General features: G+C 72.3%; 10 protein-coding genes. 9 read left to right on the top strand and 1 reads right to left on the bottom strand.

Annotated elements, in window-relative coordinates; genetic code table 11:
- The first annotated feature begins 292 nt into the window (after positions 1-292).
- Positions 293-2,704 carry a cellulose binding domain-containing protein gene (locus tag ACWF9Z_RS01770; protein ID WP_453596362.1) on the top strand — a complete coding sequence of 804 codons (2,412 nt, stop codon included), beginning with the start codon at positions 293-295 and terminating at the stop codon, positions 2,702-2,704.
- 9 nt (positions 2,705-2,713) lie between these two features.
- A complete protein-coding gene (locus ACWF9Z_RS01775; RefSeq protein WP_453596364.1) occupies positions 2,714-3,775 on the top strand; it encodes a right-handed parallel beta-helix repeat-containing protein in 1,062 nt (353 codons plus the stop codon).
- Between the two features lie 97 nt (positions 3,776-3,872).
- On the opposite strand, the gene ACWF9Z_RS01780 is transcribed toward ACWF9Z_RS01775, so the two are convergent.
- The gene (locus ACWF9Z_RS01780; protein WP_453596366.1) at positions 3,873-4,658 is read right to left on the bottom strand and encodes an IclR family transcriptional regulator; all 786 of its coding nucleotides are present in this window, start codon (positions 4,656-4,658) and stop codon (positions 3,873-3,875) included.
- A gap of 123 nt (positions 4,659-4,781) precedes the next feature.
- Here ACWF9Z_RS01780 and ACWF9Z_RS01785 point away from each other — a divergent pair, with 123 nt between their 5' ends.
- The 7 genes from ACWF9Z_RS01785 (at position 4,782) to ACWF9Z_RS01815 (ending at position 12,364) form a co-directional block, all read left to right on the top strand.
- A complete protein-coding gene (locus tag ACWF9Z_RS01785) occupies positions 4,782-6,122 on the top strand; it encodes a sugar ABC transporter substrate-binding protein (RefSeq protein WP_453596368.1) in 1,341 nt (446 codons plus the stop codon).
- Positions 6,122-7,033, top strand: a complete 912-nt coding sequence (locus tag ACWF9Z_RS01790; protein WP_453596370.1) for a carbohydrate ABC transporter permease — start codon at positions 6,122-6,124, stop codon at positions 7,031-7,033. Before ACWF9Z_RS01785 ends, ACWF9Z_RS01790 begins: the two co-directional genes overlap by 1 nt.
- Positions 7,030-7,878, top strand: a complete 849-nt coding sequence (locus tag ACWF9Z_RS01795; protein WP_453596371.1) for a carbohydrate ABC transporter permease — start codon at positions 7,030-7,032, stop codon at positions 7,876-7,878. Before ACWF9Z_RS01790 ends, ACWF9Z_RS01795 begins: the two co-directional genes overlap by 4 nt.
- Before the next feature lie 148 nt (positions 7,879-8,026).
- Positions 8,027-8,950, top strand: a complete 924-nt coding sequence (locus tag ACWF9Z_RS01800; RefSeq protein ID WP_453596373.1) for a 5-dehydro-4-deoxyglucarate dehydratase — start codon at positions 8,027-8,029, stop codon at positions 8,948-8,950.
- On the top strand, positions 8,950-10,257 hold the full coding sequence (locus ACWF9Z_RS01805; protein WP_453596375.1) for a glucarate dehydratase family protein: 1,308 nt from the start codon (positions 8,950-8,952) through the stop codon (positions 10,255-10,257). Before ACWF9Z_RS01800 ends, ACWF9Z_RS01805 begins: the two co-directional genes overlap by 1 nt.
- Positions 10,258-10,358: 101 nt before the next feature.
- Complete coding sequence (locus ACWF9Z_RS01810; protein WP_453596377.1) at positions 10,359-11,513, top strand: hypothetical protein; 1,155 nt, start codon at positions 10,359-10,361, stop codon at positions 11,511-11,513.
- Positions 11,510-12,364 (top strand): NAD-dependent epimerase/dehydratase family protein, encoded by an 855-nt coding sequence (locus ACWF9Z_RS01815; RefSeq protein WP_453596379.1) that lies wholly within the window; start codon positions 11,510-11,512, stop codon positions 12,362-12,364. Before ACWF9Z_RS01810 ends, ACWF9Z_RS01815 begins: the two co-directional genes overlap by 4 nt.
- Positions 12,365-12,532: the final 168 nt, after the last annotated feature.

Genomic DNA, 12,532 nt, shown 5'->3' on the forward strand with positions numbered 1-12,532 from the left:
CCGGTTCGTGGTGCTGGCTCGTGCTTCCGGTGCGTGGTTCGGTGCGTGGTTCCGATGAGCGGCCGCGGCCGTGGGGGTCGCACGAGATGGTCTCCGGCCCGTTGACGATCCGGGCTCCGTAAGGAAACTTTCCTAACAGCATGGAATATCAACGTCCGGCGTCGGCGCGCAAGGCTCCGGATCGGCAATCCACATATGTGGAACGAAAATTGATGCTGAGACAGTCATTGACCAGCTGGACGCTTAACAGCACGATGTACGCCGTCACCTCCCCCCACCGCCAGGAGGAACCTTGTCCCCACGCACCGCACGAAGGAGAGCCGCCTGCGCACTGGGCGCCGTGACGGCCGTACTGCTGGCCTCGGGCGTCGCGACCGGATCGGGCGAGACGCCGTCCGCCGAGAGCCGGGACGGCGCGGGCGCCGATGTCGCCGCGCCCGCCGGGCCGGACCTGAGCCGGGCCAACCGCCGCGCCCCGCTGCCGGGTCTGTACGACTGGTCGAAGGCGGGCTATCTGGGCGGCGCCGATCTGCCGGGCGACGCCCAGACCACCCCCGACGAGGCGTGCCGGATCACCGCGGCCGAGCTGGCCTCCCAGTACGGCGTCGTGGCGGGCGACGGCGCCGACGACTCCACCGGACTCCAGTCCGCCGTCGACCACATCCGCACCGCCTGCTCGCCGGGGGCGAGTTACACCAGGGTCTCCCTGATCACCCTTCCCGCGGGCGTCCTCGACGTGTCCCGCCAGATCTCCGTGGACGCCGACCACCTCACCCTGCGCGGGGCCGGCAGCGGCGCGGGCGGCACCCGGATCGTCTTCCGGCCCGATGCCGATACCCGGTACGACGCGCTGACCCCCGACGGGTCGGACTGGGACGAGGACGGCATGACCTCCGGCTCCGCCAAGGGCGGCTGGATCTGGCCCGGTCGCGGACTGTTCCGAGTGCAGTCGCGCGCGGTGCACCCGGCCTACGCCTCCGAATACGCGGCGGCCCCCGCCAACCGCAAGGACCTCTTCGAGGGCACGGTCAACGTGCACTGGAAGTCCGGGCTGAAACTGCGCGGCAAGACCGGCGACGCCGCGTTCGCCGCCCGTGCGGGAGACACCGTCGTCCCCCTCGCCACGAGCGGCTCCCTCGCTCCCTTCACCGTCGGCGGCCTGGTCAACATCCGCGCCGCCAACTCCCTCGCGTTCTACGCCCAGCAGGACATCCACCCCGGTGACGGTGGACTGCAGAACATCCACATGCGGCAGCAGATCTTCACGGTCACCGCCGTGGACACCGCGAACCGCACGCTGACGCTGGACAAGCCGCTGGAGTACGACGTACCCGTCACCTCCACGTCGGACGGCTCGGCGCCGATCGAGGGTGCCGTCTACGATTCCAAGGCCGCGCCCCTGGTCGACCCGGTGCTCGGCGTCGGCTTCGAGGACTTCGCGCTCACCCAGGAGATCCAGGGCCTCGACCCCGCCGACGCGGTGCGCAACTACGGCAACATGGAGCCCGCGCAGGAGATGCACGGCATCGTCTTCAAGTGGGCGGCGAACTCCTGGGTCCGCGGGATCAGAACCGAGATGACGGGCTCGCACCCGATCGTCACCGAGGAGGCCTACCACCTCCAGATCGTCGGCAACCAGCTCGACGGATCCTGGAACAAGGGCAAGGGTGGCAACGGCTACTTCCGCGGCTCCCGGGTCTGGGACTCGCTCTACGCGGGCAACACCTCCCGGAACCTGCGCCACTTCACCTTCCAGTGGTCGGCCTCCGGGAACGTGGTCATCGGCAACGACTTCGACTCCGACCTCAACCTGCACGGCGGCTGGGAGCGCAACAACCTGTTCGAGCTGAACAAGGTGACCGTGCCCTACGAGCACCGTTCGGCCAACTGCCGCTCGAACTGCGGGGAGGAGGGAGGCGGAGCACCGGACGACTCGACCTGGTTCCCCATCTGGTGGGGCGCGGGAAAGAAGGCGGTGAAGTGGTCGGGCTCCAGCGGCCCGCGCAACGTCTTCTTCAACAACAGCATGACGAAGCAGGCCACCGCCGGGGGCCCGTACGCCCCGTTCTACGCCGATCACCAGCGCGTCTACCAGTTCGGCTGGAGCGGCACCGGGTGGCGGCACCTGGACGTGGGCGGCATCGCGATCGCCGACTGGGCGGGGCGCGAGCGGCTCGACTACGCGGGTGGTCACGGAGTGGACACTTCCCGCTCGGACGCCGGAGCCTCGCTCTTCCTGACGTCGGTGGCCGGGACGACTCCGACCCCGACGCCTACGCCGACCCCGACGCCTACGCCGACCCCGACTCCTACGGCAAGCTCGACTCCGACTCCGACCCCCACTCCGACTCCGACCCCCACTCCGACACCGACCCCCACCCCGACACCCAGCGGAACCGCGCCGGCCGGCTGTCTGACGGCCCGGACGGTCCAGACGTCCGCCTGGGGCAGCGGCTACGGCATGGACGTGTTCGTCAGGAACAACTGCGCCGCTCCCGTGCGCGGTTGGCAGGTGAGCTTCGACCTGCCGAGCGGCACCAGCGTCTCCAGCAGCTGGTCGTCGACCAGAACCCAGAGCGGCCGGCGCCTCACCTTCGTCAACGCCGGCTTCAACGGAGACATCGCCCCCGGCCGCGAGGAGAGCTTCGGCTTCAACGCCGCGGGCCTCGGAGCGCCTTCCCAGCTCACCGCCCGTCAGCGATAGGAGACCACCATGCGCAGAGTGATCCCGGCTCTGGCGGCCGCGGCCGCCGTGTTCGCCACCCTCGGGCTGCTGGGCCCGACCGCACGGGCCGCGGCTCCGCGGACGGTCGACGTGGCCACCTCCGCCCAGCTGAGGAGCGCCCTCGCGGCGGCGGTGCCCGGCCAGACCATCCGGCTGGCCGCGGGGGAGTACCGCGGCTCCTTCACGACCCGGCGCCCGGGGACCGCGGCCCAGCGCATCACGCTGACCGGTCCCCGGAGCGCGGTCCTCGTGAACGACGGCCCCTCGGGCGAGGCCCCGTCCTGCCCCGTACCCACGACCGGCTGGGACCCGGGCTACGGGCTCTGGCTGTACGGGGCCTCGTACTGGAACCTGACCGGTTTCACCGTCAGGGACTCGAAGAAGGGCGTGGTGCTGGACAGCTCGCGCCACGTCACCCTCGACGGGCTGTACGTCCACCACGTCGAGGAGGAAGGCGTCCACTTCCGGCGCTCGTCCGCGGACGGTGTGATCCGGAGCTCCGTGATCGAGTACACCGGCCTGGTCCAGCCCGGCTACGGCGAGGGCGTCTACCTCGGCTCCGCCGGCTCCAACTGGGGCTGCCACGGCAACTCCGGCGGTGCGGACCGCTCCGACCGGGTGCTGGTGGAGGGGAACCGCATCGGACCGTACGTCGCGGCCGAGGCCATCGACGTCAAGGAGGGCACGTCCGGCGGGATCATCCGCGGCAACACCTTCGACGGCCGCGGGATCACCGGTGAGAACTCGGCCGACTCGTGGGTGGACGTCAAGGGCGTCGACTACCTGATCGAGGGCAACAAGGGCAGCTTCGCCGCACCCGGCATCTTCGCCAACGGCTACGAGACGCACCACCCGGGTACGACCCCGTCCTTCCCGAACGGCTGCGGCACGGTGTGGCGGAACAACACCTCGGACCTGGGCGGCGTCGGTGCGTACGCCGTCAAGGTCACCTCCGTCTCGCAGTGTTCCGGCCGGCCGAACGTGGTCCACGCCTCCAACACCGTGACGAGGGCGGTGAAGGGGCTGACCAACATCCCGGTCACGCCCTGACCGGCCCGCACCGGGGCCCCGGCCCCGGCCCCGTACGACGGCGTCCGGTTCCGGTGACGAGTTCCCGTGCGGTCAACGGCGGCCGCTGGCCGAGCGGTTACCTGATGCCGTGCCGGCGGAGCGTGGTGGCGAGGGCGGTGGCGTGTGCCACCACCGCCCTCGCCACCCGCTCGACCTCCTCCTCGGTGGCGGCTTCCACCGGCATGGAGCAGCTGATCGCGTCGGTGGCCGGGATCCGGTAGTGCACGGGGGCCGACAGGCAGGCGACCCCGGGCGTGCCCTGCTCGCGCTCCAGGGCCCAGCCCCGGTCGCGGGTACGGGCCAGCTCCTCGTGCAGGGCCGCGCGGTCGGTGACGGTGCTCGGGGTCAGTGCCTCCAGGCGCCGCGGCAGCACCGCGTCCACCTCCTCGGTGGTGAGCTCGGCGAGCAACGCCTGTCCCAGAGCGGTGAGATGGGCGGGCAGCCGACGGCCGACCCGCGAGATGGCGCGGACGCTGTCGCGTGCCTCGCGGCTCGCGAGGTAGAGGACGTAGGCCTCGTCGCGGCGGGCGAAGTGCACGGTGTAGCCGGTCTCGGCCCGCAGGTCCTCGATGACCTCGTGCGCGTGGGGCAGGGCCGGATCGCGGTCGAGGTAGGCGGTGCCGGACAGCAGGGCGTGCGGTCCGACCCCGAAGGCGGAGCCGGTTTCGTCGGCCTCGACCCACTTGAGCTCGCGCAGCGTACGGACCAGCGCGTGCAGGCTGCTGCGCGGATAGCCGAGGCGCTCCTGCAGTTCGGAGACGGTGAGCCGCTCGGCGGAGGCGGCGAGCGCCTCCAGGATGCGCACGGTGCGTTCGGCGGACTTGACGGTCGAGACGTCCGACTGGGCAGCGGCAGCGGGCATGTCCACCCTCCAGATCATTTCCTCATGAGTGTTGACCGGCATGGTAGCGGAGGCTAACTTCCCCTTGCAGAGCGACCACATTCTCAGATCCTGTCCACATATCTAGACGGGGAATCGCATCCGATGAATCGCAGAGCCGCATCCACCTCCCTGGCAGCCTCGCTGGCCGCCGTGCTCGCCCTCACCTCCCTCACCGGCTGCGGCGGCGATTCCGGGGCCGTCGCCGGTGACGCCGGGGCACCGCTGCGGATATGGGTCCGCAAGCCCCCGGGCTCGCCCACCGAGAAGACCCACCGTGACCTGGCGGCCGCCTTCACCAAGGAGACCGGCATCCCGGCCGAAGTGACCGCCCTGTTCGACGACTTCGAGACCAAGCTGCAGCAGGCCGCGGCGCAGAAGAAGCTGCCCGACCTGATCGTCAACGACACCGCCCAGCTGGGCACGCTGGTCAAGCAGGGCCTCGTACGGGAGGTCGACAAGGGAGCGGTCCAGGGCGGGGACCAGCTCATACCCGCCTCCTGGGACGCGGCGAAGGCGGTCGACGGCAAGTACTACGGAGTTCCCTTCTCGGCCCAGACCTTCGCCCTCTTCGTGCGCAAGGACTGGCGCGAGAAGCTGGGCATGGCGCAGCCGACGGACTGGGACCAACTGGACGCCCTCGCGGCCGCCTTCACCACCCGGGACCCCGACGGCAACGGCAAGGACGACACGTACGGGTACGTCATCCCCGGCAGCACCAAACGCGGCTACCTCGACTGGTACTTCTCGAGCTTCCTCTGGTCCGCGGGCGGCGACTACTTCAGCGGCGCCGACGCCAAGAGCTTCCGACCCGCGATCGACGGTCCGGCCGCCGCGGGCGCCGCCCAGCGGCTCAAGGACCAGTTCTGCGCGGCCAGGAGCGTGGTCCCGGGCGCGGTGACCGCCGAGACCACCCAGTCCCACCCGCTCTTCGAAAGCGGCAAGGGCGGCATCTACTTCACCGGCCCCTACAACATGGCCCGCTTCGACAAGGCCCTCGGTGCGGACGCGTACGAGGTCCTCGCGCTGCCCGGCGGCCCCGGAGCCGCGCCCTCCGTTCTCGCCGAGGGCGAGAACACGTACCTGATGGCCGGCTCGAAGAACCCCCGGGGCCAGCTGAAGTACGCCGAGTTCCTCATCGGCGCCGAGGGACAGAAGGCCGGCATGGCCGGAGACACGGCGGGCAACGTCGTCCGGCTGCCCGTCAACCGGTCCGTCGACCTGGCCTCCGTACGCGCCGACAAGCGCTGGCTCGTCTTCGACGAGGTCTACCGCACGGCGGGCCGCTACTCGCCCGTCGTCAAGGACTGGACCCCCTTCCGCCAGGCATCGTCCGAAGCCCTCAACGGCATGGTCGCCGACTGCGGTTCCGACCCCCGGGCCACGCTCGCCCAGCTCGCCGCGTCCTTCTCCGCCGAGCTCAAGAAGCAGGGAGCGGGCTCCTGATGCGGCCGCCGAGGCGGGACGCGCTCACGCCGTGGCTCTTCCTCGCCCCGGCCCTGCTCCTCTTCGCGCTCTTCAAGTTCCTGCCGATGGGGCGGGCCGTCCAGATGAGCTTCCACGAGGTACGGCCCTATCTGGGCGACCGGTGGGTGGGCACGGCCAACTACCGTCAGGTGGTCACCGACGGGGCGTTCCTCGACGCGATCGGCCACACCCTGGTCCTGGCCGTCGGCCAGACGGGAGGCTCGCTGCTCCTCGGCCTCGCCCTCGCGCTGCTGCTCGAAGGAACCGCGCGCCACCTGTGGATCATCCGCACGGCCGTGTTCCTGCCGACCGTCACCGCCATGGCCGTGGTCGCCGAGCTGTGGCGCATCCTCTACCACCCGGCCGCCGACGGAATCGTCAACACCCTGCTGGGCTGGTTCGGGGCGGCGCCCTCGCAGTTCCTCAACAGCCCCGACAGCGCCCTGTGGTCCGTGATGACGGTCGGCGTCTGGCGCGGAGCCCCCTACGACATGATGATCTTCCTGGCGGCGCTCGCGGGCGTGGACCGAAGCCTCTACGAGGCCGCGGCGGCCGACGGCGCCGGGGTGTGGCGCCGGGTCTGGCACGTCACCCTCCCGGCCCTGCGCCCGGCCTTCCTCATCCTGTCCACCCTCGCCGCCATCCGCGGCCTGCGCGTCTTCACCGAGATCTTCCTGCTCACCAACGGCGGCCCCAACGGCTCCACCGAGGTGCTGATGACCCTGATCTACAAACTCGGCCTGGAGCGCAGCGAGCCCGGCGTGGCCGCCGCCGGCTCCATGGTCCTGCTCACGGCATCGGTGGGCCTGACCCTGGCCGTCCGGCTGGGCAGCTCCCGGACCCGGACCCGGACCCGGACCCGTACCCGCGTCGGAAAGGAAGCCCCGTGAGCCGCCTGGACACCGCCCTCGGCCTGGAGGCCCGGCGCGGCGCGGTCGCCCTCGTCGTCAAACTGCTGCTGTACGCCCTGCTCGTACTGGTCTTCGCCGGCCCCCTGCTGGCGCTGCTGACCAGCTCCTTCAACCGGACGGCCGACCCCACCTCACTGACCCTGCTGCCGACCCGGCCCACGCTCGCCAACTTCGAGGCCGCCTTCGACCGCGACGTGCTGCGCTACCTCCTCAACTCCTTCCTCGTCGTCGGCGGCGGACTCCTGCTCCAGATCGCGGTGAGCATCTCCGCCGCCTACGCCCTGGCCCGCAAGCGGTTCCCCGGCCTGCGGCTGGTCCTGCTGCTGATCCTCAGCACGATGATGCTGCCCGAGGAGATCCTGGCCGTCCCGCTCTCCCTGGTCCTCTCGGACCTCTCCCTCACCGGCAGCCTCTGGGGAATGATCATCCCGGTCGGCGCGTGGGCCTTCTCGATCCTGGTCACCGCGGAGTTCATGAAGGAGATACCGGTCGAGCTCGAGGAGGCCGCCCGCCTCGACGGCGCCGGAGACCTGCGCATCTTCTGGTCGGTGATCCTTCCGCTGTGCCGGCCGGCGCTCGGAGTCATCGGCATCTTCGGCTTCACCATGATCTGGGACCAGTACATGCTCCCGCTCCTGGTCGCCACCGATGCCCGTCAGTTCACCCTCCCGCTCGCCCTGCGCACCCTGCGCGCCGACGAGGAGGCCGGTGTGGGCGTCCTGCTCGCGTCCGCGCTGCTCGCCCTGCTGCCCAGCGTGCTCGCCTTCATCGCGATGCAGCGCCAGTTCATGCGGGGGCTCACGTCCGGCGCCGTCAAGGGCTGACCGGGGGACCGGCCACGGCCGCTCGTCCTGCCCTTCGTCCGTACCCATCGAACCCGCCTCATCCACGACACCCCTCTCCTCCACCGAATCCACCGCGTTCGCCGCGTCTTCGAGTCCTTCGTACGCTCTTTCGCACCAAGGGGATCCCATGCGCCTGCACGGCCTGCTGTCCTTCCCGCTGACCCCGTTCACCGCCGACGACAAGGTGGACCTGGCGGTCTTCGCCGAACACCTGGAGCAGCAGGTGGCCGCGGGTCCCGCCGGTCTCTTCGTGGCCTGCGGCACCGGCGAGTTCACCGCACTGTCCCAGGACGAGTACCGCGACGTCGTCGCCACCGCGGTCCGCGTGGCCGACGGCCGGCTCCCCGTCGTGGCCGGCTGCGGCGGCGGTCCGCGCCTGGCCCGTGACTTCGCCGCCACCGCCGCCGAATGCGGAGCCGACGGGCTGCTGCTGCTCCCGCCCTACCTCGTCTCCTCCACCCCCGCCGGTCTCGTCGAGCACATCCGCTACGTGGCCCAGGGCACCGACCTGCCCGTCACGGTCTACCAGCGGGCCAACGCGGTCCTCGACGAGGCCGCCGCCCTCGCCCTCCTCGACATCCCCACCGTCACCGGCATCAAGGACGGCCTCGGCGACGTGGACGCGATGCTCCGCCTGGTCACCGCCGTGCGCACCAGCGGCCACGTCCGCGCCGCCGAGTTCGGCTTCCTCAACGGCCTGCCCACGGCCGAACTCTCCGTACAGGCCTACGAGGCCATCGGCGTCGAGTGCTACTCCTCCGCCGTGCTCTGCTTCGCCCCCGACATCGCGACCGCCTTCCACCGCGCGGTGCGCGCCCGCGACGGGCACGCCGTCCAGACCCTGCTCGCCGCCTTCTACCTGCCCTTCGTCGCCCTGCGCGACGAGAGGCCCGGCTACGCCGTCTCCCTCGTCAAGGCCGGCGCCCGCCTGTCCGGCCTGGACGTGGGATCCGTCCGTCCACCCCTCGTGGACACCACCCCCGCACACGAACAGCGGCTCGCCGCCGTCATCGCCCGCGGCCGCGCCGCCCTCGCCACGCTGGAGGTCTGATGCGCGTACGCGAGACGGTCATCACCCCGGTCGCCTTCCCCGACCCGCCGCTGCTCAACTCCGCCGGCGTCCACCAGCCCTGGGCCCTGCGCGCCATCGTCGAACTGCGCTGCGGCGACGGCCTCGTCGGGCTGGGGGAGACCTATGCGGACGCCCCCCACCTGCGGTTGCTGCGCACCGTCGCCCCGGCCCTCACCGGGCTCGACCCCTTCGACACGCACGGCCTGCTGCGCCGCGTCAGGGGCGTCCTGGGCGACCGGGCCGACACCCCCGACCGGCACGGGCTGACCGGCGGGTCCAGCCCGCAGAAGACCACCCTGCGCGTGCTCAGTCCCTTCGAGGTGGCCTGCCTCGACCTGCAAGGACAGCTCACCGGCCGCCCGGTCGCCGACCTCCTGGGCGGCACGGTCCGCGACCGCGTCCCTTACTCCGCCTACCTCTTCTACAAATGGGCCGCCCACCCGGAGCCCGCCGACGGGCGCGACGGCCGCGACGGCCGCGACATCCGTGCCGAGGAGCCGGCGGACCCTTACGGTGAGGCGCTCGACGCGGACGGCATCGTCGACCAGGCGAAGCGGATGGCCGACGCGTACGGATTCCGGTCCCTCAAGCTCAAGGGCGGCGTGCTCCCGCCGGACCAGGAGGTCGAGACGATCCGCGCCCTGCGCGAGGCCTTCCCCGACCACCCCCTGCGCCTGGACCCCAATGCCGCCTGGACGGTGGACACGTCGCGGCGGATCGCCGCCGAGACCGAGGGCCTCCTGGAATACCTGGAGGACCCCACCCCCGGTATCGAGGGGATGGCCCAGGTGGCCCGCAGCGCCCCCATGCCGCTGGCCACCAACATGGTCGTGGTGAGCCCGGACGACATACCGCCGGCCTTCGCCGACCGGGCCGTCGGTGTGGTCCTGGCCGACCACCACTACTGGGGCGGCCTGCGCCGCACCGCGGAACTCGCGGCGATCTGCCGTACCTGGGGCATCGGCGTGTCCATGCACTCCAACAGCCACCTCGGCGTCAGCCTGGCCGCCATGACCCACCTCGGCGGGGCCCTCCCCGAACTGGCCTACGCCGCCGACACCCACACCCCCTGGCAGTACGGGGTGGACGTCGTCGCCGAGCCGCTGCCGATCGAAGGCGGGTCCGTCGCCGTACCGCAGCGCCCCGGCCTCGGCGTCCGCCTCGATCCCGACGCCCTGGCCCGCCTGCACGAGAACTACCTGCGGTGTGGCATCCGGGAGCGCGACGACACCGCGTACATGCGCCGGTTCGACCCCGAGTACCGCAGGAGGCGCCCGCGATGGTGAACCCGACCGACCCGATGCCGACCGACCCGATACCGAACGGTCCGATACCACAGGGCTCGATTCTGAACGGCCCGATACCGGCCGGCCCGACGCCGACCGGCGTGTCCCCGGCCGGTCCCGTGCCGACCGTCTCCGCGCACGCCTACCCCTGGGACGTCCTGGGCGACCCCGCCTTCCCCGACCGGGTCCGCGAAGCCGGCCTGGACGCCGTCACGCTCGCCCTCACCTACCACTCCACCCGGGCCGCCACCCCGCTCCACCCGCACCGCCGGTTCGTCGACGCCCGCCACTCGGCCCTCTACCGCCCCGTGCGGGACCGTGCCTGGGCCGGCCGCCGGCTCGTGCCGGTGGCCGCCGACTGGGTGCCCGGACCCGACCCGGCCGGCGCCGCCGTCGACGTACTCGCCGCCGAGGGCCTTCCCGTCAACGCCTGGCTGGTGCTCGCCCACAACAGCCGCCTGGGTTCCCTCCACCCGCAACTCGCCGTCACGAACTGCTTCGGCGAGGTCTACCCGTACGCGCTGTGTCCCGCCCAGGAGGAAGTCCGGGCCCACTGCGCGGCGCTCACCGCCGAGGCGCTCCGGGGCCTGGCCCCCGGGGCCGTCCACGGGGTGTCCCTGGAGTCCGCGGGCCAGCTCGGCGCCACCCACCTCGGCTGCCACGAGAAGACCGACGGCGCCTACCCGCCCGCCGCCCTGCGCGCCCTGTCGGTGTGCTGCTGCGCCGCCTGCCGCTCGCTCTGGCGCGCCTCGGGCCTCGACCCGGCCGTGGCGGTGGTGCTGCTCCGACGCTGCGCGGACTCCACGGACGGCCTCGCGGTCCCGGCAGACCTGGGATCCGTACTCCTCGCGGCGCGGCACACCGCCGCCGACGCACTGCGCGGGCAGGTGCTGGCCGCCGTACGGGAGACCCTGCCCGGGGCGCGGGTCACCCTGCACGCCCACCCCGATCCCTGGGCCACCGGGCCCTCCCCGGGGCTCACCGTCCGGGCCGCCGAGGAGGTGGACGCCCTGCTCGTCCCCTGCTGGCCGACCGCGCCCGGCACCGCCGACCTGGTCCGGCAGGCGGCGCGGCACGGCCTGCCCGTCGACGCCTACGTCACCGTGCAGCCCCCGGCCGATCCCGGGCTGCTGCCCGCCCACGTACGCCGGCTGCGCGCCGCGGGCGCCAGTCGGCTCAGCCTCTACCACCTCGGTCTGACGGCCCCCGGCCGGCTGCCGCTCCTCGCAGAACTGGCAAAGGAGTTCCGCTCATGACCCGCCCCCGCACCGTCCTCCTCACCGGCGCCGCGGGCGGCGTCGGCACCTTCCTGCGCGCGAGCCTGCCCGGATACGGCTACCGGCTGCGCCTGGCCGACCTGAGGCCGGTGGAAGACCGGGCCGGAGCCGGGACCGCCGGGTCTGTCGGACCCGCCGGCATCGCCGGGTCCGCCGGGTCCGTCCTCTGCGACCTGCGCGACGCCGAGGCCGTGCGGGCCGCGGTGCGCGGCGTCGACGCGGTCGTCCACCTCGGCGGGATCTCCCTGGAGGACAGCTTCGAGGCGATCCTCGAAGCCAACGTCCAGGGCACGTACCACCTGTACGAGGCCGTCCGGCTGGAGGGAGTCCGCCGGGTGGTCTTCGCCAGCAGCAACCACGCCGTCGGCTACGTCCCGGTGACGAGCGGCGCCCGGATCGCCAGCACGGTCCCAGCCCGCCCGGACACCTACTACGGCCTCTCCAAGGCCTTCGGCGAGAACATGGCCTCCCTCTACGCCGACAAGTACGGGGTGGAGACCGTCTCCCTGCGCATCGGCTCCTGCTTCGCCGAGCCGCGCTCGGTCCGGATGCTCGCCACCTGGCTCAGCCCGGCGGACTGCGCCCGCCTCGTGCACGCGGCCCTCACCGCGCCCGACGTGGGCCACACCGTCGTCAACGGCATCAGCGCCAACACCCGCGCCTGGTGGGACCTCGCCTCGGCGCGGGCCCTCGGCTACGACCCGCAGGACGACGCGGAGGCCTACGCCGAAGCCCTCCTCGCCGCCCACGGCCCCCTCGACCCGGACCACCCGGACGCCCGCTACATCGGCGGCTCCTTCACCCGGACGGACCCGCACGGCTCGGGGTGACGCGGGAGCGGACAGCCGCCGGATTCCTCCCGGCAGCGACCAAGTCGTCCTCATAGTGCCTGAAACCGGGTCAGCCGGGGTATCTGTCGGGAGTGCGGACCCACGTCCCCGGCGGGACGTGGGCCCGCATGCCCGACGCCCGGATGCGCGCTGGCTGTTCGCCCGGCC

This window comes from Streptomyces sp. NPDC054961 (assembly GCF_053609145.1).